Origin of the sequence: Micromonospora sp. NPDC049836 (assembly GCF_044465125.1) — a bacterium.
Classification (GTDB): Bacteria; Actinomycetota; Actinomycetes; order Mycobacteriales; family Micromonosporaceae; genus Micromonospora.
The window spans coordinates 183,065-206,044 of sequence record NZ_JBITLH010000007.1 but is presented as its reverse complement, the minus strand read 5'-3'; the positions used below and the strand labels follow the sequence as shown (position 1 = coordinate 206,044).

General features: G+C 75.9%; 17 protein-coding genes. 5 read left to right on the top strand and 12 right to left on the bottom strand.

Annotated elements, in window-relative coordinates:
- Positions 1 to 92 precede the first annotated feature (92 nt).
- The 10 genes from ACIBPB_RS20515 to ACIBPB_RS20470 form a co-directional block, all read right to left on the bottom strand.
- Positions 93 to 1,022 (bottom strand): sporulation protein, encoded by a 930-nt coding sequence (locus ACIBPB_RS20515; protein ID WP_396841135.1) that lies wholly within the window; start codon positions 1,020 to 1,022, stop codon positions 93 to 95.
- A 218-nt stretch (positions 1,023 to 1,240) separates the two neighbouring features.
- The gene (locus ACIBPB_RS20510) at positions 1,241 to 2,305 is read right to left on the bottom strand and encodes a hemolysin family protein (RefSeq protein ID WP_396841134.1); all 1,065 of its coding nucleotides are present in this window, start codon (positions 2,303 to 2,305) and stop codon (positions 1,241 to 1,243) included.
- The gene (locus tag ACIBPB_RS20505; RefSeq protein ID WP_396841133.1) at positions 2,302 to 3,657 is read right to left on the bottom strand and encodes a hemolysin family protein; all 1,356 of its coding nucleotides are present in this window, start codon (positions 3,655 to 3,657) and stop codon (positions 2,302 to 2,304) included. Before ACIBPB_RS20505 ends, ACIBPB_RS20510 begins: the two co-directional genes overlap by 4 nt.
- Before the next feature lie 161 nt (positions 3,658 to 3,818).
- On the bottom strand, positions 3,819 to 4,151 hold the full coding sequence (gene mnhG, locus ACIBPB_RS20500; protein ID WP_396841132.1) for a monovalent cation/H(+) antiporter subunit G: 333 nt from the start codon (positions 4,149 to 4,151) through the stop codon (positions 3,819 to 3,821).
- Positions 4,148 to 4,411 carry a monovalent cation/H+ antiporter complex subunit F gene (locus ACIBPB_RS20495; protein ID WP_396841131.1) on the bottom strand — a complete coding sequence of 88 codons (264 nt, stop codon included), beginning with the start codon at positions 4,409 to 4,411 and terminating at the stop codon, positions 4,148 to 4,150. Before ACIBPB_RS20495 ends, mnhG begins: the two co-directional genes overlap by 4 nt.
- The gene (locus ACIBPB_RS20490; protein ID WP_396841130.1) at positions 4,408 to 5,031 is read right to left on the bottom strand and encodes a Na+/H+ antiporter subunit E; all 624 of its coding nucleotides are present in this window, start codon (positions 5,029 to 5,031) and stop codon (positions 4,408 to 4,410) included. Before ACIBPB_RS20490 ends, ACIBPB_RS20495 begins: the two co-directional genes overlap by 4 nt.
- On the bottom strand, positions 5,028 to 6,536 hold the full coding sequence (locus ACIBPB_RS20485) for a Na+/H+ antiporter subunit D (protein WP_396841129.1): 1,509 nt from the start codon (positions 6,534 to 6,536) through the stop codon (positions 5,028 to 5,030). Before ACIBPB_RS20485 ends, ACIBPB_RS20490 begins: the two co-directional genes overlap by 4 nt.
- Positions 6,537 to 6,710: 174 nt before the next feature.
- Positions 6,711 to 7,193 carry a Na(+)/H(+) antiporter subunit C gene (locus ACIBPB_RS20480; RefSeq protein ID WP_396841128.1) on the bottom strand — a complete coding sequence of 161 codons (483 nt, stop codon included), beginning with the start codon at positions 7,191 to 7,193 and terminating at the stop codon, positions 6,711 to 6,713.
- A complete protein-coding gene (locus tag ACIBPB_RS20475) occupies positions 7,190 to 10,033 on the bottom strand; it encodes a Na+/H+ antiporter subunit A (protein ID WP_396841127.1) in 2,844 nt (947 codons plus the stop codon). The genes ACIBPB_RS20480 and ACIBPB_RS20475 overlap by 4 nt, the downstream gene beginning before the upstream one ends.
- Positions 10,034 to 10,150: 117 nt before the next feature.
- The gene (locus tag ACIBPB_RS20470) at positions 10,151 to 10,516 is read right to left on the bottom strand and encodes a hypothetical protein (RefSeq protein ID WP_357314916.1); all 366 of its coding nucleotides are present in this window, start codon (positions 10,514 to 10,516) and stop codon (positions 10,151 to 10,153) included.
- Between the two features lie 169 nt (positions 10,517 to 10,685).
- Between ACIBPB_RS20470 and ACIBPB_RS20465 the strand changes: the two genes are divergently transcribed.
- Positions 10,686 to 15,416, top strand: a complete 4,731-nt coding sequence (locus ACIBPB_RS20465) for a DEAD/DEAH box helicase (RefSeq protein ID WP_396841126.1) — start codon at positions 10,686 to 10,688, stop codon at positions 15,414 to 15,416.
- Positions 15,417 to 15,436: 20 nt separating this feature from the next.
- Positions 15,437 to 15,958: a GNAT family N-acetyltransferase gene (locus ACIBPB_RS20460; RefSeq protein WP_396841125.1), complete on the top strand. Its 522-nt coding sequence runs from the start codon at positions 15,437 to 15,439 to the stop codon at positions 15,956 to 15,958.
- Here ACIBPB_RS20460 and ACIBPB_RS20455 read toward each other — a convergent pair.
- Positions 15,928 to 16,473 (bottom strand): hypothetical protein, encoded by a 546-nt coding sequence (locus tag ACIBPB_RS20455; RefSeq protein WP_396841124.1) that lies wholly within the window; start codon positions 16,471 to 16,473, stop codon positions 15,928 to 15,930. The two genes, ACIBPB_RS20460 and ACIBPB_RS20455, sit on opposite strands and share 31 nt — an antisense overlap.
- A gap of 100 nt (positions 16,474 to 16,573) precedes the next feature.
- On the opposite strand from ACIBPB_RS20455, the gene ACIBPB_RS20450 reads away from it, so the two are divergent.
- The 3 genes from ACIBPB_RS20450 to ACIBPB_RS20440 all read left to right on the top strand — a co-directional run bounded on the left by ACIBPB_RS20450 (position 16,574) and on the right by ACIBPB_RS20440 (position 22,180).
- The gene (locus ACIBPB_RS20450) at positions 16,574 to 17,362 is read left to right on the top strand and encodes an S-adenosyl-l-methionine hydroxide adenosyltransferase family protein (protein WP_396841123.1); all 789 of its coding nucleotides are present in this window, start codon (positions 16,574 to 16,576) and stop codon (positions 17,360 to 17,362) included.
- Positions 17,363 to 17,541: 179 nt separating this feature from the next.
- Positions 17,542 to 18,342 (top strand): DNA-formamidopyrimidine glycosylase family protein, encoded by an 801-nt coding sequence (locus tag ACIBPB_RS20445; protein WP_396841122.1) that lies wholly within the window; start codon positions 17,542 to 17,544, stop codon positions 18,340 to 18,342.
- A 223-nt stretch (positions 18,343 to 18,565) separates the two neighbouring features.
- Positions 18,566 to 22,180 carry a multicopper oxidase domain-containing protein gene (locus ACIBPB_RS20440; protein ID WP_396841275.1) on the top strand — a complete coding sequence of 1,205 codons (3,615 nt, stop codon included), beginning with the start codon at positions 18,566 to 18,568 and terminating at the stop codon, positions 22,178 to 22,180.
- Positions 22,181 to 22,195: 15 nt separating this feature from the next.
- Here the strand turns inward: ACIBPB_RS20440 and ACIBPB_RS20435 are convergent, their stop codons facing one another.
- Complete coding sequence (locus ACIBPB_RS20435; protein WP_396841121.1) at positions 22,196 to 22,963, bottom strand: hypothetical protein; 768 nt, start codon at positions 22,961 to 22,963, stop codon at positions 22,196 to 22,198.
- Between the last annotated feature and the right edge of the window lie 17 nt (positions 22,964 to 22,980).

Here is a 22,980-nt window from a genome sequence, read left to right as displayed (position 1 = left end):
CCACCTGCGCCGGCCCGCCGCTGGCTGGCCACGGAAGCCCGGGCCCCGGGCGCCGGCACCGCCCACCGGGCGGCGGGCGTGGGCCGCCGGCCTCAGGTGCCGTCGCCGCCACCGCCGCCGCCGCCGACCCCGGCGCCACCGGCCGTGCCGCCCAGCCCGTAACCCGGGGCCACCGGCTCGTCCGGGGGGCGGCTGACGTGCGCGGACTCGTTGATCGTGGCGGACCAGTCGGCGTGCGCCGCAGCCGCCGCGTGCCGGTTGATGGCGTGCCGCAGCCAGCCGTCCACGGTGGCGACCCAGTCCCGCCGGTCGGCACCGGCGTGCCAGATCCGGAACCGGCTGATGCTCTGGTGGGTCACGCCGGCCAGGGCGAGCCGGCGGTCCACCCAGAGCACCACCTCCAGCCCGGCCGCGTTCGTCACGAAGATCACCTCCAGCTCGGTGATCGGCCCGGCGTAGAGCGGGGCCACCCAGTAGCCGAGCCGCTGGTACACCGGCAGCGTCTGGGCCACCCCGGGCAGCCGGCCGTGCTGCAGCCCGGCCTGCCGCATGACGAAGCCCAGCGTGTCCAGCGCCGCCAGGATGTGCTGCTGGGTCGGCAACGGGTGCACGAAGACCGGCACCATCGCCCCCTGATCGAGATCGGGGTCGACCGACACCTCGGTGCGCAGGCCGGTACGCAGGCTCATCAGCGGCACCCCACCGAACACGGTCACCGGGGTCTCCCAGGGCAGCGGGAGGGCGAAATCGACCGCCCGCCGCCGTCCCGCCGGCACCACGAACCGGCCCGCGATCGGCACCTGGTGGTACTGCACCAGCCGGCGGGGCGCCTCCGGGTCCGCCGGCTCCGCCTGGGCGACCAGCCCGAGGCGGACGTGCCGGACCGGGACGTCCGTGCCGCCGGCCGTCAGGGTCACCCGGCCGGGCAGGCGCAGGCCCGGGCGGGTGCTCGGGCTGGTGAGCGTGGTGCTCACCGAGAGCCCGGTCCACACCGACTCCGACGACACCCCGGTCAGCCGCACCCCCGTACCCCCTCCCCGACCCGCCGGCATTCCCGGTGGCCCGGCGGCCACTCCTGCCCGGCCCGCCGCTTCGGTGTGGGGGTGGTTGTCGTCGCTCCAGCCACCACGAACGCACCCGGAGACGGATCGGACGCCCCGGCGGACCGCGCGCCGGCGCGGCCGGAGACGGGCCGGCCGCCGGATCGTGGTGACCCGGCGGCCGGACGGAAGGGAGGCGGTCAGCGCAGCCGGCGACCCCGGGGCACCGGGTCGGTCTCGTCGTCGAACTCGCCGATGACCTCCTCGAGGAGGTCCTCCAGGGCGACGAAACCGATCGGCCGGGTCGGGCCGCCGCCGTTGCGGACCAGCGCCAACTGGGCCTGCCGGCCCCGCATCGCCGCCACCGCCTCGGTGACCGAGGCCTCGGCCGGCAGGGTGAACGCCGGGGTCATCAGCTCGTCGGCGATCGCCGGGCGGCCGGTGGTGACCGCCCGCACCGCCTCGCGGACGTGCACCAGGCCGCAGACCTCGCCGCCGGCGTCCACCACGGCCAGCCGGGACCGGCCGCTGTCCCGCGAGACGTGCTCGATCCGTTCGGCCGGGTCGTCCCGGCGGACCGTGACGATCCGGTCGAACGGCTCCATCACCTGCGCCACCGTGGTGCCCTGCAACTCCAGCATGCTGGTCAGCATCTGGTGCTGCTCCGCACCGAGCAGCCCGTGCTCGCGGGACTGCTCCAGCAGGATGCGCAGCTCGTCCGGGCCGTGCACCTGGGCGAGCTGGTCCTGCTGGCGTACGCCCACCAGCCGCAGCACGGCGTTCGCGAGCGCGTTCAACGCGGACAGCACCGGGCGGGCCACCCGGGCGAAGGCGCGGAACGGGAGCGCCAGCAGGGTGGCCGAGCGCTCCGCGTCGGTGATCGCCCACGATTTCGGGGCCATCTCGCCGACCACCAGGTGCAGGAAGGTCACCAGCGCCAGCGCGAACACCAGCGCCACCGCGTGGCTGACCGCCACCGGCAGCCCGACGGCGTGCAGCAGCGGGCTGAGCAGGTGCTCGATGGCCGGCTCAGCCAGCGCGCCGAGGCCCAGCGTGCACAGGGTGATGCCGAGCTGCGCGCCGGCCAGCATCAGACTCAGCTCGCGTACCCCGTCCAGCGCGGCGCGGGCCGCCCGGCCGCCACCGGCGGCCAACTGCTCCAGCCGGTAGCGCTTCGCCGCCACCAGGGCGAACTCGGCGGCCACGAAGAACGCGTTGAGCGCCAGCAGCACCACGGAGAAGAACAGCGCGAAACCGGGGCTCATGCCAGGTCCTCCGGACGCTCGCCCGCGGTCATCCGCAGCAGGACGGAATCGGCCACATGCCGGTCCACGGCCAGCACCTCGACCAGGGCGCGCGGCTCGTGCGCCGGCTCCTCCCCGTCGGCGGCCAGCGCGATCTCCAGCCGGTCACCCACCTCGGGCACCCGACCCAGCTCCCGCATGACCAGGCCGGAGAGGGTGTCGTACTCGGGCCCCTCGGGCAGCGCGATGCCGGTGCTGTCGGCGACCTCGTCGATCCGCCAGCGGGCCGGCACCACCCAGGAGCCGTCGTCCTGCCGGGCCGGCGCCCGCTCCGGCGGGTCGTCCTCGTCCCGGATCGGCCCGACCAGCTCCTCGGCGATGTCCTCCAGCGTGATCACGCCGGCGAAGCCGCCGTACTCGTCGACCACGCAGGCGAGCTGCCGGTGGCCGACCCGCAGCCGGTCCAGCACCGTCGGCAGCGGCAGCGTCTCGGGCACCAGCAGCGGGGGTACGGCCACCGCGCCCACCCGGGTGGTGGCCCGCCGCGCCGGGGGCACCCCGAGCACGTCGGCGATGCCGATCACGCCGACCAGGTCGTCGACGCCCTCGGCGCCGCGCACCGGGAACCGGGAGTGGCCCGTGTCGAGCAGCTCGACGACCCGGCTGACCGGCTCGTCGGCCCGTACGGTGTGCACGTCGACCCGGGGCACCATGGCCTCCCCGGCGGTCAGCTCCCGGAAGTCGAGACCCCGGTCGAGCAGGTCGGACATCGCGGCGTCCAGGTGCCCCTCCTCCCGGGACTCGGCGATGATCTGTTCCAGGTCCTCCGGGGTGGCGCCGCTGGGCAGCTCCTCGATCGGCTCGATGCCGACCCGGCGGAGCAGCCGCACGGCGGCCCGGTCGAAGAGGGTGACCAGCGGGCCGGCCACCCGCAGGTACATCAGGGTGGAGCGGGCCAGCGCCCGGGCCAGCGGCACGGACCGGGCGATGGCCAGGTTCTTCGGGGCCAGCTCGCCGAGAACCATCTGCACCACGGTGGCGATGACCAGGGCCAGCGCCACCGACAGCGGCAGCGCCACGGTGGTGGAGAGCCCGGCGAGGCCGAGCAGGTCGGCCAACCCCGCGCCCAGGTACGGCTCGGCCACGTAACCGACCAGCAGGGCGGTCACGGTGATGCCGAGCTGGGCGCCGGAGAGCATGAAGGAGAGCCGCCCGGTGACCTCCAGGGCCCGGGCGGCCGGCTGGTCGCCGCCGTCGGCGAGCTGCTTGAGCTTGCCCCGGTCCACGGCGACATAGCCGAACTCCTGCGCCACGAAGTATCCGGTGGCGGCGGTGAGCACGATGATGAGGGCGAGGCCCACGAGGATCAGCACGGGAGGTTCAGGGCTCCCGGGTCCGTCGGGGCGAGTGGATGCCGGGTATGACCCGGCCGGCTACTGCTGCCCTCCTGGGCAGAGGAGTCGATCATGCAGCCATTTTATCGGTGACCGCTGGACGTTCGCTGAGGGTGCCGGGAAGCCGCTCCCCGTCCGGTTCACCGCCCGGCCAGTTCGTCGGCTTCCAGCAGGTCCCGGTCGATCCGCCCGGACCGGTACGCGGCCCGCCCGATCATCTGGGCGGACACCGGGGCGGTGGCCAGCTGGAAGATCGCGACCAGCACGATCATGCCGAGGTCCGAGCCGGTACGCAGCCGCAGCGCGAGACCGGCGATCAGCAGCAGCACGCCGAGCACCTGCGGCTTCGTGGCGGCGTGCATCCGGCTCAGCACGTCCGGGAAGCGCATCACCCCGATGCCGGCGGCCAGGCTGAGCAGCGCGCCGGCCAGCAGGCAGGCCCCGCCCAGCCAGTCGGCCACCGCGCCCGTCACACCTCCTCCCGGACGGCGAACCGGACCAGCGCCACCGAGCCGACGAAGCCCAGCAGGGAGAGCACCACCAGCACCGGCAGGGTGGCGGCGTGCCGGTTGATCGCCGCCTCCGCGCCGACCGCGCCGAGCATGGTGGAGAGCAGCAGGTCGGCACCGACGATCCGGTCCAGCAGCGACGGCCCACGGTAGATCCGGGCCAGGGCGAGCAGCGCGGTGACCGAGAACAGTCCGGTCAGCGCGACGGCGAGCAGCGTGGTCATGGTCGGGTCCTCCGGTCGTCGGGTCCGGTGTGCAGCCGGCGTACCTCCTCGGCGGAGCCGACGGCGCGGACGATGCGCCGCTCGACGTCGCGGATCCGCTCCCGGCTGCCGGCCAGGTCCTTCGGGCCGCGCACGTCGAGCACGTGCACGTAGAGCACGCCCTTCTCCCGGTCCACGTCCACGATCAGGGTGCCCGGGACCAGGGAGATCACCTCGGCGGTGAGGGCCAGGTTGAGGTCGGTGCGGATCCGCAGCGGGACCCCGATGATCGCGCCGCGCGGCCGGAAGCCGGGACGGACCGCGATGGCCGCCACGTGCACGCTGGCGCTGATCAGCTCGCCGACGAAGGTGACCGCCAGGACCAGCAGCGGGCCGAGGCGCAACCGGCCGCCGAAGGTCACCGGCGGAAGCGGGAAGAACAGCAGCACGGCCGCGCCGATGACGACGCCGCCCAGCAGGTTGGCCCAGGAGAGGTCGCCCCAGAGGAGCAGCCAGATGGCCACCAGCCAGCCGAGCGCGGCGGCCTGGTCGCGCCGCCGCCCACGCCATCCGCGCCACCCGGTCGGCGGCCGGGCGGCCCCGTCACCGGCCGGCGGGGACGCCGCCCGGTCGGCGCTCACCGGGCCTCCGGCGGCAGCACGGCCCGCACGTACGGGGTGCGCTCGCGCAGGTCGGTGGCGGCGTCCGCGGTGACCCGGAACAGCGGCCCGGCGGCCAGGGTGAGCCCCACGCCGAGCGCCACCAGGGCGGCGGTGGCCCCCACCATCAGCCTCGGCAGGCGGCCCGGCCGGTCGGTGACGGCCAGCCGGGGTGCCCGCCAGAACGCGATGTTCCACACCCGGGACGCGGCGTAGAGGGTGAGCAGGCTGGTCAGCGTGCCCGCGCCGACGAGCACCCCGGGCAGCGTCCCGCCGGCCGCCACGCCGGCCTGGAGCAGCCCGAGCTTGCCGAGGAAGCCGGAGAACGGCGGGATGCCGGCCAGGTTCATGGCCGGCACGAAGAAGAGCACCGCGAGCAGCGGGGCGACCCGGGCCAGCCCGCCGAGCCGGCGCAGGTCGGTGCTGCCGGCCCGCTCCTCGACCAGGCCGGCGACCAGGAAGAGGGTGGTCTGGATGGTGATGTGGTGCACCACGTAGAAGATCGCCCCGGTGAGGCCGGCGACGGTGCTCAACGCCACCCCGAAGATCATGTAGCCGATGTGGCTGACCAGCGTGAATGAGAAGAGCCGCTTCATGTCGGACTGGGCCACCGCGCCGAGGATGCCGACCAGCATGGTCAGCCCGGCCACCACCATGAGCAGGTTGGCGACGTCGCCGCCGGGGAAGAGCAGGGTCTCGGTGCGGATGATCGCGTAGACGCCGACCTTGGTGAGCAGGCCGGCGAAGACGGCGGTGACCGGGGCCGGCGCGGTCGGGTAGCTGTCCGGCAGCCAGGCGGAGACCGGGAAGACCGCCGCCTTGATGCCGAAGGCGAGCAGCAGCATCAACTGCAACATCAGCCGTACGCCGTCCGGCAGCGCGTCCAGGCGGCCGGCGAGCTGGGCCATGTTGAGGGTGCCGGTGGCCGCGTACACCAGGCCCACCGCGGTCAGGAAGATCATCGAGGAGATGATGCTGACCACCACGTACGTCGAACCGGTCCGGATCCGCACCTCGGTACCGCCGAGGGTGATCAGCACGAAGCTCGCGGCCAGCAGGATCTCGAAGCCGACGAAGAGGTTGAACAGGTCCCCGGCGAGGAACGCGTTGGTCACCCCGGCGGTCAGCACCAGGTAGGTCGGGTGGTAGATGTTCACCGGCGCGGCCTCGCTGGTCTCCCCCCGGCCCTGCCCGATCGAGTAGAGCAGCACGCAGAGGGTGACCGCGGCCGACACCACCAGCATCAGCGCCGCCAACTGGTCGGCCACCAGCACGATGCCGACCGGCGCCGGCCAGCCGCCCACCTGCACCACGAGCGGCCCGTGCCGGTACGCCTCGACCAGCAGCGCCACCGCGACCACCAGGGTGGTGAGCAGCCCGAGCACGCTGACCGACCGCTGCAACCGGGGCCGGTTGGCCAGGATCAGGGTGAGCGCCGCGCCGAGCAGCGGCACCACCACCGGCAGCGGCACCAGGGCGGGACTCACGGGGTCACCTTCGTTCGCGACTGCGGGGCTCGCAGGACCGGCTCACTCCTCGCGCTCACGGGGCCCATCTCTGTTCGCGACTGCGGGGCTCGCAGGACCGGCTCACTCCTCGCGCTCACGGGGCCACCATTGTTCGCGACTGCGGGGCTCGCAGGACCGGCTCACTCCTCGCGCTCACGGGTGCTTCCCGCGGCGGCGCAGCCGGCGCAGCGCCGGCTCGGGGTCCACCTGCTCGGGGTCGTTGTCCGGCCCCTCGCCGCCGAGGTCCGCGGTGGCCACCTCGTTGCGGTCGGCGAGCCGGGCGACCTGCCGGTCCTCCAGGTCGTCCTGCACCTCGTCGTCGCCGGTCAGGTACCAACTGCGGTAGGCCACCGCGAGCAGGAACGCGGTCAACCCGAACGTGATCACCACGGCGGTGAGCACCATGGCCTGCGGCAACGCGTCGCTCATCTGGGCGGCCGGCACGGTGCCCGCCAGCGGCGCCGCGCCGGACCGGCCGGCGAGCAGGATCAGCAGGTTCACCCCGTTGCCGAGCAGGATGACCCCGAGCAGGATCCGGGTCAGGCTGCGTTCCAGCACCAGCGTGACGCCGGTGGCGACGAGCACCCCGACGGCGATCACCAGGACCAGGGTGGGCCCCGCGGCGCCCCGACTCACGGCGACACCTCCGGTCCCCCCTCCGGCTGCACGGCGAGGCCGCGGGCCGGCTCGCCGGCCGCCTCGACGTGCCGGTCCACCTCGGCGCCGAGGCTGCGCAGGATGTCCAGCATCAGCCCGACCACCACCAGGTAGACGCCGATGTCGAAGAAGAGCGAGGTGACCACGTAGGCGTGGCCGATCAGGGGCAGCCAGAAATCCACCTTGACGCTCTGCAGCACGTCCCCGGTGAGCAGCAGCCCGAGCGCCCCGCCGCCGACCGCCACGCCCAGCCCCGCGCCGAGCACGGTTCCGGCCCCGACGGGCGCGGCCTCGGCCAGTTCGTACCGGCCGCCGGCCAGGTAGCGGACGGTCAGCGCGAGGCCGGCGACCAGGCCGCCGGTGAACCCGCCGCCGGGCGCGTTGTGCCCGCTGAAGAGGAGGAACAGGGAGAGCAGCAGCACGGTGTGGAAGATCAGCCGGGTGACCACCTCGAAGACGATCGAGCGGCGCCGGGCGTGCAGGGTGTTGCCGCCGCGCAGCCACACCGTCGGCCCGTCGCGGCGGACAGCGGCCGGTCGGGGACGGCGCGGCCGGGGCCCGGTGCGGGACCGCTCGAAGATCAGGCTGGCCACCCCGGTCGCGGTCACCACCAGCACCGACAGCTCCCCCATGGTGTCCCAGGCGCGGATGTCCACCAGGGTCACGTTGACCACGTTGCGGCCGTAGCCCTGCGCCACCGCCAGGTCGGGAAAGGCGAGCGAGATCGACGGGAACCGGCGGGCGCCCGCGGCGGCCAGCGTGAGGCCGGCCACCACCAGTCCCGTCGCGAGCCCGATCGTCCGGCGCACCCAGCGGCTGCGGCGCAGCGGCCGGGCCGAGAAACGTTCCGGCAGCCGGCGCAGCACCAGCACGAACACCGCGATGGTGGCGGTCTCCACCAGGAACTGGGTGAGCGCCAGGTCGGGCGCGCCGTAGAGCACGAACATCATCGCGGTGCCGTAACCGGTGACCCCGACCAGCAGCATCGCGGTGAGCCGGCGCCGGGCCACGACGGCGATCAGCGCGGCCACCGCGATCACCACGCACACCACCAGTTGGACAGGGCTGTCCCAGACCGCCAGCCCGACCCGCCACGGCCGGGTGGTCAGCATGGCCGTGCCGGGCACCAGCACCAGGGCGAGCAGGATGGTGCCCAGGTACTGCGGCAGGGCGCCGCGCTGGGTGGCGCCGGTGACCTCGATGGCCAACCAGTCGAACCGGTGGGTGATCCACTCGTACCCCTGGTTGCCGCCGACCGGGAAGCGGAGCCGGGCCAGCGCGGGCGCCAGCGGGCCCCGGACCAGGTGCAGGACCACGCCGCCGGTCACCGCGACGGCGGACAGGCCGAGCGCCGCGGTCGGTCCGTGCCAGAGCGCCAGGTGCTCCTCGACCGGGCCGAACCGGGCGGCGTACGGGTCGAGCAGCCCACCGACCCAGCCGGCGGCCGGGCCGGCGGCCAGCCCGGCGACGGCGAGCAGGGCCGGGGGTACGAACATCGCGGCGGGTGGCCGCGTCAGGTCGGTGGCCGGCACGCCGGGCCGGGAGGCGAACGCGCCCCAGACGAAGCGGATGCTGTACGCGACCGTCAGCACGGTCCCCGCGACCAGGACCGCGAGCACCAGCGGCTGGTCGGTGAACGCGGCGAGGAGGGCCTCCTTGGCCACGAAGCCGAGCAGCGGCGGCAGCCCGGCCATCGACGCGGCGGCCAGCGCGGCGACCGTGGCCAGCGCCGGCGCGGAACGCCCCAGGCCGGAGAGTTCCCGCAGGTCACGGCCGCCCGCGCTGTGGTCGAGCAGGCCCACGACGAGGAAGAGCGCCGCCTTGAACAGCGCGTGCGCCAGCAGCATCGCCACGCCGGCGAGGGCCGCCTGTGGGGTGCCGATGCCGAGCACCACGGTGAGCAGCCCGAGCTGGCTGACCGTGCCGTACGCCAGCAGCAGCTTCAGGTCGGTCTGCCGCAGCGCCGCCCAGCCGCCGGCAACCAGGGTGATCAGCCCGGCGACCACGGTGACCGGCCGCCACGGGCCGACCGGGGCCAGCGCCGGGCCGAGCAGCCCGATCAGGAACACCCCGGCCTTCACCATCGCCGCGGCGTGCAGGTACGCGCTGACCGGTGTGGGCGCGGCCATCGCCACCGGCAGCCAGGCGTTGAACGGGAACACCGCGGACTTCGCCAGGGCCCCGGCGAGGACCAGCAGCACGGCGAGGACGAGGTACCCGCCGGTGGGCGGCGGCACCGCGGTGATCACGGACCAGCGGTAGCTGCCGGCGTGCTGGCCGAGCAGCAGGAACCCGACCAGCATGGCCAGCCCGCCCAGCGTGGTGACGGTGAGCGCCTGGACGGCCGCCCAGCGGCTGGACCGGCGCTCGGTGCTGTGCCCGATGAGCAGGTAGGAGAAGACGGTGGTCAGTTCCCAGAAGACGTAGAGCAGCAGCAGGTCGTCGGAGACGACCAGGCCGATCATGGCGCCGGCGAAGGCGACCATGATGGACGCGTACCGGGCCAGCCCGATCGAGCCGGCGTGGAAGTAGCGGGCGGAGTAGACCAGCACCAGCGCGCCGACCCCGCCGACCAGCAGCATCATCAGCCAGGACAGGGTGGTGACCCGCAGCGCCACGTCGAGCTGGAGCTGGGCGATCCAGGGGTACGTCTCGACCACCGCGCCGCCGTGCCGGACCGCGCCGGTGTGCGCGATCGCCCAGCCGACCGCGGCGGCCGGTGCGGCGGCGAGCGGGTAGCACGCGCGCGGGCCCCAGCGGCGCACCAGCAGCGGCGCCAGCAGGGCCGCCACCAGGTGCAGGATCAGCAGGACGAGCACGCGTACTCCAGGTCGAGGTGACCGCGCGCCGGGCACGCTGCGGCCAGACCGATCAGACGTCAGATCGCCGGCCGCCGGGCGTTTTTCCGGAAACCCGCCCCGCCCGCCCGCCCCGGGTCAGCGCAGGGCGGGGTCGGCGGCGGTGCGGTCGCGGCGGGTCTCCACCAGCAGGTCGGGGCGGCCGAGCTGGAGCACGGCCTTGTTCACCACCCGCTGCGCGGCGGCCAGTGAGCGCACCGGCAGTTGGGCGCCCCGGCTCTCCCGCCGCAGGACGAAGTAGTGCACCGCGGCGCGGACCAGGCCCCGGTCGGCGGCGCTGGATCCGGCGGTGGCGACGACCAACTCGCGCAGGCAGTGGGCCAGCTCCTCGGCGAGCTGCAGCTCGGGGCCGTGCAGGCCGGCGCGGAGCGCGGCGAGGTGGCCGTCGACCTTCCGGATGAGCACGTCGGTGCCGGCTCCCGAGCCCCGCTCCTCGACGCTCATCCATGCCTCCCCCGCCGCTGCGTTGCGGGTGAAGTTACTTTATGTTGTGCCGTACAAGCAAGCAGTTAAGTAAGACTTAACGCTAGTAACACCTCATTTGGCGCGCAAGCCATCGAGCCCGGAAGAACCGGACCAGGCCGGGGACCGATTGTCGGACCGCCGGGGCAGGATGGAGGACGTGGCGGACGAGGTGACCCGGAGCAGGGCGGTGCTGGCCGAGTTCGGCGCGGCCACCCGGGAGTGGTTCGACGCCGCCTTCGCCGCGCCGACCGCCGCCCAGGCCGGCGCGTGGCGTTCGGTCGCCGCCGGCCGCAACGCCCTCGTCGTCGCCCCCACCGGTTCCGGCAAGACCCTGGCCGCGTTCCTCTGGTCGCTCGACCGGCTGGCCAAGGAGCCGCCACCGGCCGAGGCCCGGCACCGGTGCCGGGTGCTCTACGTCAGCCCACTCAAGGCGCTCGCCGTCGACGTGGAGCGCAACCTGCGCGCCCCGCTCGCCGGGATCCGGCAGGCCGCCACCCGGCTCGGCCTCGCCCCGCCCGACATCACCGTCGGCATGCGCACCGGCGACACCCCGGCCGACGAGCGGCGGGCCTTCGCACGCACCCCACCGGACATCCTCATCACCACGCCGGAGTCACTCTTCCTCCTGCTCACCTCCGCGGCCCGGGACTCGCTGCGCGGCGTCCGGACGGTCATCGTCGACGAGGTGCACGCGGTCGCCGGCACGAAGCGCGGCGCCCACCTGGCGCTCTCCCTGGAGCGGCTGGACGCCCTGCTCGACGCGCCGGCCCAGCGGATCGGCCTCTCCGCCACCGTCCGGCCGATCGACGCCTGCGCCCGTTTCCTCGGCGGGGCCCGCCCGGTCGACGTGGTGCAGCCGCCCAGCAGCAAGACCATCGAGGTCAGCGTCCAGGTCCCGGTGGAGGACATGACCCGCCTCGACGAGCAGGAGCCGCCCGAGGACGAGCTCGGCGGGCTCGGGCCCCGGCGCGCCTCCATCTGGCCCGCCGTGGAGGAACGGGTCTTCGCGCTGATCCGCTCGCACCGGTCGACCATCGTCTTCACCAACTCCCGACGCAGCGCCGAGCGGCTCTGCGCCCGGCTCAACGAACTGGCCGCCGAGGAACTGGCGGCGGCGGTCGCTCCGGACGGCGGCCGGGTGGCCCGGGGCGGGGAGCCGGTAGGCGTATCCGAGGTGCTGTCGGGGGACGACGGCCCGCCGGGCGGCGACGGCGGCCCGGCGGGCGGGCCCGGCCCGGGCCGGCCGCGCGGCGCGGAGGCGTTCGGCGGGCCGGTCGGTCCGCTGCGCGCGCCCCGGCAGCCCGCGGAGGTGATGGCCCAGTCCGGGGCCGCGGCCGGCGCGCCGCCGGTGATCGCCCGGGCGCACCACGGCAGCGTCTCCCGGGAGGAGCGCAAGCACATCGAGGAGGCGCTGAAGTCCGGCCAGCTCCCGGCCGTGGTGGCGACCTCCAGCCTCGAGCTGGGCATCGACATGGGCGCGGTCGACCTGGTGGTGCAGATCGAGGCGCCACCCAGCGTCGCCGCCGGCCTGCAACGGGTCGGCCGGGCCGGGCACCAGGTCGGCGCGGTCTCCCGGGGCGTGGTCTTCCCCAAGCACCGCGGCGACCTGCTCTCCTGCACGGTGGTCGCCGAACGGATGGGCACCGGCGCGATCGAGGAGCTGCACTACCCGCGCAACCCCCTCGACGTGCTGGCCCAGCAGATCGTGGCCATGGTGGCCCTGGAGCCGTGGCGGGTGGGTGACCTGGCCGTGCTGGTCCGCCGGGCGGCTCCCTTCGCCGAGCTGCCCGACTCGGCGCTGCACGCGGTCCTCGACATGCTCTCCGGGCGCTACCCGTCGACCGCGTTCGCCGAGCTGCGCCCCCGGCTGGTCTGGGACCGGGCCACCGACCTGCTCACCGGCCGGCCCGGCGCGCAGCGCCTGGCCGTGACCAGCGGCGGCACCATCCCCGACCGAGGCCTGTTCGGCGTCTTCCTGGCCGGCGCGGAACGCGCCGCCCGGGTGGGCGAGCTGGACGAGGAGATGGTCTACGAGTCGCGGGTCGGCGACGTCTTCCTGCTCGGCTCGTCGTCCTGGCGGATCGAGGAGATCACCCCCGACCGGGTGCTGGTCTCCCCCGCTCCCGGCCAGGCCGCCCGGATGCCGTTCTGGAAGGGCGACCAGCTCGGCCGCCCGGTCGAGCTGGGCCGGGCGATCGGCGCCCGGGTCCGGGCGCTGCTGCGCCAGTCCGACGCCGACGCGGCGACCGCGTTGCGGGCCGGCGGGCTGGACGACTGGGCCGCCGGCAACCTGCTGGCCTACCTGCGCGAGCAGCAGGCGGCCACCCGGTCGCTGCCCGACGACCGCACGGTGGTGGTCGAGCGGTTCCGCGACGAGCTGGGCGACTGGCGGCTCGCCGTGCACTCGGTGCTCGGCGCCCGGGTCAACGGGCCGTGGGCGCTGGCCATCGGCCGCCGGCTGGCCGAGCGCTACGGGGTGGACGCCCAGGTCATGCCCTCCGACGACGGCATCGTGGTCCGGCTGCCGGACACCGCCGAGACCCCGCCCGGCGCCGACGTGGTGGTCTTCGAGCCCGACGAGATCACCCAGCTGGTCGAGGAATCCGTCGGCACCTCCGCGCTGTTCGCGTCCCGGTTCCGCGAGTGCGCGGCCCGGTCCCTGCTGCTGCCCCGCCGCGATCCGCGCCGCCGCCAGCCGCTCTGGCAGCAGCGCCAGCGGGCCGCCCAACTGCTCGACGTGGCCCGCGAGTACGCCGACTTCCCGGTGACGCTGGAGGCCGCCCGGGAATGTCTCCAGGACGTCTTCGACCAGCCGGCCCTGGCCGGGCTGATGCGCGATCTGGCCGCCCGCAAGGTGCGCCTGGTCGAGGTGGAGTCCGAGCGCCCGTCGCCGTTCGCCCGCTCGCTGCTCTTCGGCTACGTCGGCGCGTTCCTCTACGAGGGCGACGCGCCGCTGGCCGAGCGCCGGGCCGCCGCGCTGGCCCTCGACTCCGGGCTGCTCGGCGAGCTGCTCGGCCGGGTCGACCTGCGGGAGCTGCTCGACCCGGCGGTGCTCGCCGAGACCGAGCGGCAGCTGCGCTGGCTGACCGAGCAGCGCCGCCCCCGCGACGCGGAGGACGTGGTCGAGCTGCTCCGGGTGGTCGGCGACCTCGGCGACGCCGAGCTGGCCGAGCGGGGTGCGCCGGTCGGCTGGCTGGAGGAGTTGGCCGCGGCCCGCCGGGTGCTGCGGGTACGGATCGCCGGCGAGGACCGCTGGGTGGTGGTGGAGGACGCCGCCCGGCTGCGCGACGCGCTCGGCGTGGCGCTGCCCGTCGGGGTGGCCGAGGCGTACCTGACGCCGGTGGCCGACCCGCTCGGCGACCTGGTCGCCCGGTACGCCCGCACCCACGGCCCGTTCGCGGCGGCGACCTGCGCCGCCCGGTTCGGGCTCGGCGTCTTCGTGGTGGAGCAGGCGCTGCGCCGGCTCGCCGCCACCGGGCGGGTGGTTTCCGGCGAGTTCGCGCCGGACAGCGTCGGCACCCAGTGGTGCGACGCCGAGGTGCTGCGGCTGCTGCGCCGCCGTTCGCTCGCCGCGCTGCGCCGGGAGATCGAGCCGGTGCCGCCCCGGGCGCTGGCCACCTTCCTGCCCCGCTGGCAGCAGGTCGGCTCGTCGGCGCGGGGAGTGGAGGCACTGGCCGCCGCCGTCGAGCAGTTGCAGGGGGCCGCCGTGCCCGCCTCGGCGCTGGAACGGCTGGTGCTGCCCGCCCGGGTCGCCGACTACAGCCCCGCCCAGCTCGACGAGCTCTGCGCCAGTGGGGAGGTGGTCTGGGCCGGCTCCGGCGCGATCTCCGGCGGGGACGGCTGGGTCAGCCTGGCGTACGCGGACGTCGCACCGCTGCTGCTCGCGCCGCCGGAGGAGGCGCTGGCGCTCACCCCGCTGCACGAGGCGGTGCTCGACGCGCTCGGCGACGGGCAGGCACTCTTCTTCCGCTCGCTCGCCGACCGGGTCGGCGCCACCGACGACACCGCGCTGGCCGGCGTGGTCTGGGATCTGGTCTGGGCCGGTCACCTCACCAACGACACCCTGGCGCCGCTGCGGGCCGTGCTCGGCGGCGGCGGGGCGCACCGGTCCCGGCCGGCCGCGCCCCGGACCCGCTACCGGCGTCCCGGCCGGGTCGCGCTGCCCAGCCGCGGTGGGCCGCCCACCGTGGCCGGCCGCTGGTCGCGGCTGCCCGAGCGCGACCTCGACCCCACCCGCCGGGCCGCCGCCCTGGCCGACCTGCTGCTGGAGCGGCACGGTGTGGTGACCCGGGGCGCGGTCATGGCCGAGCAGGTGACCGGCGGCTTCGCGGCGGTCTACCCGGTGCTGGCCGCCCTGGAGGAGCGCGGCGCGGCCCGGCGCGGCTACTTCGTCGAAGGGCTGGGCGCCGCGCAGTTCGCGGTGCCCGGGGCGGTCGACCGGATCCGGGCCCTGGCCGACCCGGCCGGCGAGGCCCGGGGCCGGGGCGGGGCGGCCGTGGTGCTCGCCGCCACCGACCCGGCCAACCCGTACGGCGCGGCGCTGCCCTGGCCGGAACGGGTGGTCGACTCCGGCGACGGATCCGCGCCGGCGACCGGGCACCGGGCCGGTCGCAAGGCTGGCGCGCTGGTCGTGCTGATCGGCGGCGACCTCGTGCTCTATGTGGAGCGGGGCGGGCGCACCATCCTCTCCTTCACCGACGACCCGGAGGTGCTCGCCGCGGGCGGCAAGGCGCTCGCCGACGCGGTGCACTCCGGCGCGCTCGGGGCGATCTCGGTCGAGCGCGCCGACGGCGAGGCGGTGCACTCGTCGCCGCTGCGCGACGCGCTGACCGCCGCCGGTTTCCGCGCCACCCCACGCGGCCTGCGCCTGCGCGGTTGACGACGGGAAAGGACAGCGTGATGCGGCCGATCCGGGTACGACCCGCCGAGCCAGGCGACCGCGAGCGGCTGGCGGCGCTGCACGGGCGCGAATGGGGCGGCCCGTACGTGGTGGTCCACGACACCCGCTACGACCTGCGGGAGCTGCCCACCCTGGTGGCCCTGGACGGGGCGGGCGAGCTGGCCGGCGCGCTGGTCTACCGGGTCGACGCCGACGGGCTGGAGGTGGTGAGCCTGGCCGCCACCGGCCGGGGGCAGGGCGCCGGCACCGCCCTGCTGGCCGGGGCCGAGGCGGTGGCGCTGGCCGCCGGGGCGGACCGGCTGTGGCTGGTCACGACCAACGACAATCTCGCCGCGCTGCGGTTCTACCAGCGTCGGGGGCTGCGTCTCGTGGGGGTGGACGCGGGCGCGGTGGACCGCGCCCGCGCGCTGAAGCCGAGCATCCCGCTGACCGGCGCCGACCGCATCCCGCTCCACGACGAACTGCGGCTGGAGCGGCGGCTGAGCCCGGCTCAGGCGAGCTTGGTGAGCACCTCGTCGTAGCGCTTCCGCTCGGTGGTGGAGGTCCGGGTGCCCAGGTAGCTCAGCACCACCGCCCCCTTGCGGAAGGCGTCGCTGCCCCACATCGCGGTCTGGTTGGTGGCCGAGGCCTCGTCGGGGAAGACGTACACGGAGACGGCGTCGGTGGCGACCAGTTGCGCGCAGCCGATGCCCTTGCCGTCCGGCCCGCAGTCCTTCGTCCGGTCCCGCAGGTTCGGCACGGCCAGCCCGGCGGCCTTGAACGCGTCCACCACCCGCCGGGCGGACGGGGCACCGTCGGCCTTCGTCGGCATGGTGAAGGGCGGGGTGGACGGACTCTCGGTCGGCTTGCCCTTCGGGCGGCCCTCGGCCGCGTTCGGCGCCTCGTCCGGAGCGGCCGGGCTGGTCGCCGGCGCCTTGGACTGGCCGTCGGCCCAGGCTCCGCCGTCCCGGTCGGCGGAGTCCTTGCCGCAGGCGGTCAGCCCGAGGGCGAGGAGGACGGTGGCGGCGGTCGACAACAGGCGAAGGCGTTTCGTCACCCCGGCAGTGTGCCGGACGCCTCGGCCGGCCCGGCACCGGCCGGTCGGTCGGTCGCGGATGCCGGTCCGGGGCGACCGGCCCAGCCGCTAGCCTGCCGGCATGACCCCGACCGCCTGGATCTCGCTGACCACCGACTACGGCCTGACCGACGGATTCGTGGCGGCCTGCCACGGGGTGATCGCCCGGATCGCGCCGGCCGCCCGGGTGATCGACATCACCCACCTGGTGCCGCCGGGGGACGTCCGGCGGGGCGCCGCCGTGCTCGCCCAGACCGTGCCCCACCTGCCGTACGGCGTCCACATCGGAGTGGTCGACCCGGGCGTGGGCACCGCGCGCCGCGGCGTCACCCTGGTCACCCCGGGTGGTCTGCTCGTCGGGCCGGACAACGGCCTGCTGCTGCCGGCGGCCACCGCGCTCGGCGGGGTCACCTCGGCCGTCGAGTTGACCGATCCGGGCTGGCTGGCGCCGCGGGTGTCCCGCACCTTCCACGGCCGGGACGTGTTCGCCCCGGTCGCGGCCCGGCTGGCCGGCGGGGCGCCGCCGGCCGACGCCGGCCCACCGGTGGATCCGGCCACGCTGGTGCGGCTGCCACCACCGGTGCTGCGCCGGGTGGCCGGCGGGTTCACGGCCGAGGTGCTCACCGTCGACCACTTCGGCAATGTGCAGCTCGCGGCGGAGCCGGGGCTGCTCGACGAGGTCGGGGACCGGCCGCTGGTGGCGGACCAGCCGGCCGTGCGCGGCCGGACCTTCGGGGACGCCCCCGCCGGGGCGCTGGTGCTCTTCGCCGACTCCGCCGACCTGGTGGCGGTGGCGGTGCACGGGGGCCGGGCCGCCGACCTGCTCGGCCTCGCCCCCGGCGACCTGGTCACCGTCCGCGCGAGCGGCTGACCGCCGGCACCGCGGCCACCCGGCGCGGACGACCCGGCCCACGGCGCGCGCGGCGAACCGGCGGCACGGGCGGCCACCCGGCGGCGCGCGGGGCGGCGGGCCGGCGGCGCGCGGGGCCCGGGTTCGGCCGGGTCAACCGGCGGCGCGCGGGGCGGCGGGCGGTGCGGGAGGATGGGGAGGTGCCCGAAGGCGACACCGTCTGGAACACCGCGCGGGTCCTCCAGCGCGCGCTGGCCGGTGCCCGGCTCACCGGCTCGGAGTTCCGGGTGCCGCAGCTCGCCAGCACGGACCTGGCCGGGTGGACCGTCCGGGAGTCGGCCAGCCGGGGCAAGCACCTGCTGCTCCGGCTCACCGCCGCGCCGGCGGCCGGCGGGGCGGACTGGACGCTGCACTCGCACCTGCGGATGGACGGCGCCTGGCGGGCGTACGCACCGGGCGAGCGGTGGGCGGCCCGGCCGGCGCACCTGATCCGGGTGGTGCTCCGCTCCCCCGGCGCGGTCGCGGTCGGCTACCACCTGCACGAGCTGGCGCTGATCCCGACCGCCGAGGAGGGGTCGCTGGTCGGCCATCTGGGGCCGGACCTGCTCGGACCGGACTGGGACCCGGACGAGGCGGTCCGCCGGCTGGCCGCCCACCCGGACGAGACCATCGGCGAGGCCCTGCTGGACCAGCGCAACCTGGCCGGGGTGGGCAACCTGTACAAGTGCGAGGTGCTGTTCCTGCGCGGGCTCTCGCCGTGGACGCCGGTGCGGGCGGTGCCCGACCTGGCCGGCACGGTCACCCTGGCGCAGCGGCTGCTGGCCGCGAACCGGGGTCGCTGGGCGCAGAGCACCACCGGTTCGCTGCACCGGGGGCAGACCAGCTACGTGTACGGCCGGCGCGCCCAGCCCTGCCGGCGCTGCGGCACCGCCATCCGCAAGGAGGAGCTGGGCGACCGGGTCACCTACTGGTGCCCGGCGTGCCAGCCGGACCGCTCCTGACGCCGGTCCGGGCCGAAGACCTGCTTCGCCCCACTGACCGGGCGGCCCGACCCGTGGAAGTTCCACGAACCGCCAAGTTTCCCCCGAGAAACGGACGATTGGGTACTTCCCTCGCCACCGATCGGCGTCGCATGCTGCGGTGGAGTGCTCACCGATCGTCAGCAGCGCGTACGCCCGGCACGCCGGGGTGGAGGGCGGGCGCGCCCCGATCCCGGGGAGAGCCATGGCCCTGTTCCGCAGACTCCAGCGACCGGGCTGGGCGGACCGCGCCGCCCGGACCGCCGAGGACCACGCGCCCACCGTGCCCGCCACCCGCAGCGCCGAGGAGGAGCCGGCGACCCCCGCGCCGGCCAGCCTCGATCCGGCCGCGGTGCCGCGCTGCTTCGGGCCGGTGCCGAACTTCGCCGGCTCGCCGCGGCCCGCGCTGGACCCGGCCGGCCGCCCGGTGCCCGGCACCGGCATCCGCAAGTTCGTCGACGCGCTGCCGCTGCCCGGCCCGCCGGGCACCGCCGGGCCGGGCGCCCGGCTGCCGGTCGCGGTGCCGGACACCATCACCTGGCCCGGCTGCGACTACTATGAGATCGGTTTGCAGGAGTACGCGCAGCGGCTGCACCGGGACCTGCCGGCCACCCGGCTGCGCGGCTACCGGCAGCTCAACCTCGGCACCGACCCGGCCGGGCACAACACCGTCGGACCGCCGGACCGGCCCTGGCACCTCGGTCCGGTGATCATGGCGCGGCGCGGCCGGCCGGTCCGGATCAAGTTCATCAACCAGCTCCCCACCGGCCGGGCCGGGGAACTCTTCCTGCCGGTCGACGAGACGCTCGACGGGGCCGGGACCGGTCCGCTGGACGGGCCGGCGCCGTACCCGCAGAACCGGGCCGTGCCCCACCTGGACGGCGCGCAGACCGGCTGGATCAGCGCCGGCAACCCGTGGCAGTGGGTGACCCCGGCCGGCGAGATCACCCCGTACCCGACCGGGGTGGGTGTCACGCCGGTGCCGGACATGCCGCCGCCGGGAGCGGGCGCCACCACGCTGTACTTCCCGAACGAGCAGAGCGGCCGGCTGATGTGGCTGCGCGACAACACCCTCGGGCTGTCCCGGCTGACCGTCTACGCCGGGCAGCTCGCCGTCTACCTGCTCACCGACCCGGCCGAGGAACGGCTGGTCGACGAGGGTGTGCTCCCCGCCGACCAACTGCCGCTGGTGATCGAGGACAAGACCTTCGTGCCGGACGACGCCCAACTCGCCGCGGCGGACCCCACCTGGGACCGGGACCGCTGGGGCGCCAAGGGCAGCCTCTGGCACCCGCACGTCTACCAGCCGCGGCAGAACCCCTACCGGAGCACCGGCGGCAACCCCACCGGCCGCTGGGACTACGGCCCGTGGACGCACGACCCGGACGGCGGCGGCAGCCCGTGGGTGGCCCCGGTGCCCAACCCGCACCACGATCCGGTCGCCGAACCGGACGAGCCGCCGCTCGCGCCGGGCGTGCCCCACCCGTCGGCGGTGCCGGAGGCGTACGGCGACACCCCGCTGGTCAACGGGGTGGCCTACCCGTACCTGGAGGTGCAGCCGCGGGCGTACCGGTTCCGGATCCTCAACGCCTGCCCGGACCGCAGCCTCAACCTCCAGCTCTACCGGGCCTGCTCGGACGAGCCGATGTGGACCGACGACGTCCGGCCCGCCGAGCTGGAGGCCGGGGAGGTGCCGATGGTGGAGGCGGTACGGGCCACCGGCCGCCCGGCGTACTGGCCCACCGACGGGCGCGAGGGCGGGGTGCCCGACCCGCGGGCCGCCGGCCCGGACCTGATCCAGATCGGCAACGAGGGGGGCCTGCTGCCCGCCCCGGTGCTGCTGGTGAACCGCCCGATCGGCTTCCGGTACGACCGGCAGGACCCGACCGCGCTCAACGTGGACGGGCACACCCTGCTGCTCGCCCCCGGCGAGCGGGCCGACGTGCTGGTCGACTTCGCCACCGTCCCGCCGGGCAGCACCCTGATCCTGTACAACGACTGCCCGGCGCCGCTGCCCCGGTTCGACCCCCGCTACGACCAGCACACCGACGCCCCGGACCGGACCGCCACCGGCGGGCCGCCCACCACCCGGCCCGGGTACGGCCCGAACACCCGCACCCTGCTCCAGTTCCGGGTCACCGGGACCCCGGCGGAGCCGTACGACCTGGCCCGGCTCGCCGCCCGGCTGCCCGCCGCGTACGCGGAGAGCCAGCGCCCGCCGATCGTGCCGCAGCCGGCCTACGACGCGGCCTTCGGCACCCGTACGCCCCGGGAGACGCTGGTCCCGGCGCGCGCCACCACGGTCGAGTTCACCCCGCCCGGCGCGGCCGCCCCGGTGACCCTGCCGCTGGCCGTCAAGTCGGTGGGGCAGGTCTTCGAGCCCCGGCACGGCCGGGCGGTGGGACGGCTCGGCGTCGGGCACCCGCTCGCCGGCCCGGTCACCCCGGCCGTCCTGCCGCTCGGGCCGACCGACCCGGCCACCGAGGTGCTGTACGCCACCGACCCGACGGCGGCGCTGGGCGGCCCGGCCGACGGCACCCAGCTCTGGCGCATCGTCGGCGACGCGCCGCGGACCCATCCGATGCACGTCGAGGGCTGCGACGTGCAGGTGGTCAACCGGGTCGGTTGGGACGGCACCATCCGCCCGCCCGAGCCGGGCGAGCTGGGCTGGAAGGACACCGTCCGGGTCAACCCGCGGGAGGACGTGATCGTGGCGCTGCGCCCCGTCCCGCCCAGCCTCCCCTTCAAGATCGGCGACAGCGTCCGCCTGCTCGACCCGACCCGGCCGGTCGGCGCGCGGCTGGACGCCAGCCCGGTCAGCCCGGTCGACGGGCGGCCGGCCACCGTGGTGAACCAGCTGGTCAACCTGGGCTGGGAGTACCGCTGGGGGACCCGCGCGGCGAGCCTGCGCGACCAGGGCATGAGCCGGCCGCTGGTGCTGCGGGTGGCGCCCAGGGCCCCGACCGGGCTCACCGCCGTCCCCGCGCCGGGCTCGGCCACCGCGCTGCCGGCCATCGCGCTGACCTGGACCGGCAACGGCAGCCGCCCGCCGGCCACCAGCCACCTGCTGCAGCGGGCCACCGACGCCGCGTTCGCGGCCGGGCTGACCGAGATCACCGTGGCGGCCACCGCCACCCGGTACACCGACGCCACCGTGACGCCCGGGGTGACCTACCACTACCGGATCCGGGCGGAGAACGCGGTGAGCTGCTCGTCCTGGTCGAACAGCGTCCCGGCGTCGGTGCAGCTCGCCGCGCCCGGGAAGCTGACCGCGACGGTGCCGCCGGCCGCGCCGCTGCGGGTGGCGTTGCGCTGGGCCAACCGTTCCTTCGCCACCGGCGTCGACGTGCAGCGGGCCACCAACCCGACGTTCAGCAGCGGGCCGGGCACCACCGCCATCATGGTCGGCGACGCCCACCTGGACCCGGCCGTCGCCCCGGACACCACCTACTACTACCGGGTGCGGACCACCTATCTGGGCGCCGCGTCCCCGTGGTCGACGGTCGCCACGGTGACCACCCCGCCCCGACCGGCCGCGCCGACCGGGGTGACCGCCGCGGCCAACGCGCCCGCCCCGGACACCGCCACGGTCATTCTCAGCTGGTCGGCGACGCCCACCGGCGCCGGCGCCGGGTTCGTGGTGCAGCGGTCCGTCGACCCGGCCTTCGGCCAGGGGGTGGAGACCTTCACGGTGACCGGTCGGGGGTTCACCAACACCGGGCTGGCCCGGGGCACCACCTACCACTACCGGATCCGGTCGTACAACGTCGTCGGCGCCTCCGGCTGGACGGCGGTGACCGCCGTGCGCACCCCGGACTGACCGGGCGGGACGCGCTCAGCGGGTGCGCAGCGGCGCGGTGGGGCGCAGCTCGGCCAGCGCGGCGGCGACCCCGTGCAGCAGGTCGGTGGCCTCGGTGAGCCGGGCGGCGGCCGGGTGCTCGGTGGCCGGGCGGGTGTCCTCGGCCAGGTAGCCGGCGGCGGCCACCACCAGCCGCTCGTACGCGTCGACCCCGCTCTCCAACTGGGCGGTGAGGGTGGCGTGCACCTCGGCCAGCGGCCCCTGGCGGTCGAGCCGGAGGGCGCGTTCGATGCTGGCCACCCGCCAGGCCAGTTCCCGCAGCGAGTGGTCGGCCTCGGTCGCCTCCTGCACCGCCGGCTCGGCCAGCCCGCTCAGCCGGCCGGCCATCCCGGCCAGGGTCAACGACGCCCGGTCCAGCCGGGCCCACGCCTCGCCGGCGGCGGTGCCGCGCAGCGCCAGCCGGGACCGGACCCGGCGTACCTCGGCGAGGACGCCGGGGCCGACGGGCAGCCGCTCGACGGCGGCGACCAGCCGGGCCCGGGAGCGGGCGGCGGCCTGGGCCGGGTCGAGGGCGGGCGGTGGCGGTGCGGCCGCGAGCGCCCGCAGATCGATCCAGCGCCAGGCGGCGAACGCGACGGCGCTGCCCGCGGCGCCGGCCCAGGCCGCGTCCGGCAGGCCCAGCCCGGCGTACGGGGTGAGCACGGCGGCGGCACCACCGAGGCCACCGGCCAGCACGCTCCACCGCCTCGCGGAGCGCCGCAGCCGGCGCAGTCGACGGAAGTGTCGGGCCCGTTCGTCCGCCATCGTCCCCTCCCCGTGGG

Excerpts from the sequence above, each read along its gene's own strand:
- ACIBPB_RS20465 (WP_396841126.1), top strand. The coding sequence starts at position 10,686 with ATGGAGGACGTGGCGGACGAGGTGACCCGGAGCAGGGCGGTGCTGGCC.
- ACIBPB_RS20460 (WP_396841125.1), top strand. The coding sequence starts at position 15,437 with ATGCGGCCGATCCGGGTACGACCCGCCGAGCCAGGCGACCGCGAGCGG.
- ACIBPB_RS20510 (WP_396841134.1), bottom strand. The coding sequence starts at position 2,305 with ATGAGCCCCGGTTTCGCGCTGTTCTTCTCCGTGGTGCTGCTGGCGCTC.
- ACIBPB_RS20440 (WP_396841275.1), top strand. The coding sequence starts at position 18,566 with ATGGCCCTGTTCCGCAGACTCCAGCGACCGGGCTGGGCGGACCGCGCC.
- ACIBPB_RS20450 (WP_396841123.1), top strand. The coding sequence starts at position 16,574 with ATGACCCCGACCGCCTGGATCTCGCTGACCACCGACTACGGCCTGACC.
- ACIBPB_RS20495 (WP_396841131.1), bottom strand. The coding sequence starts at position 4,411 with ATGACCACGCTGCTCGCCGTCGCGCTGACCGGACTGTTCTCGGTCACC.
- ACIBPB_RS20435 (WP_396841121.1), bottom strand. The coding sequence starts at position 22,963 with ATGGCGGACGAACGGGCCCGACACTTCCGTCGACTGCGCCGGCTGCGG.
- ACIBPB_RS20470 (WP_357314916.1), bottom strand. The coding sequence starts at position 10,516 with ATGAGCGTCGAGGAGCGGGGCTCGGGAGCCGGCACCGACGTGCTCATC.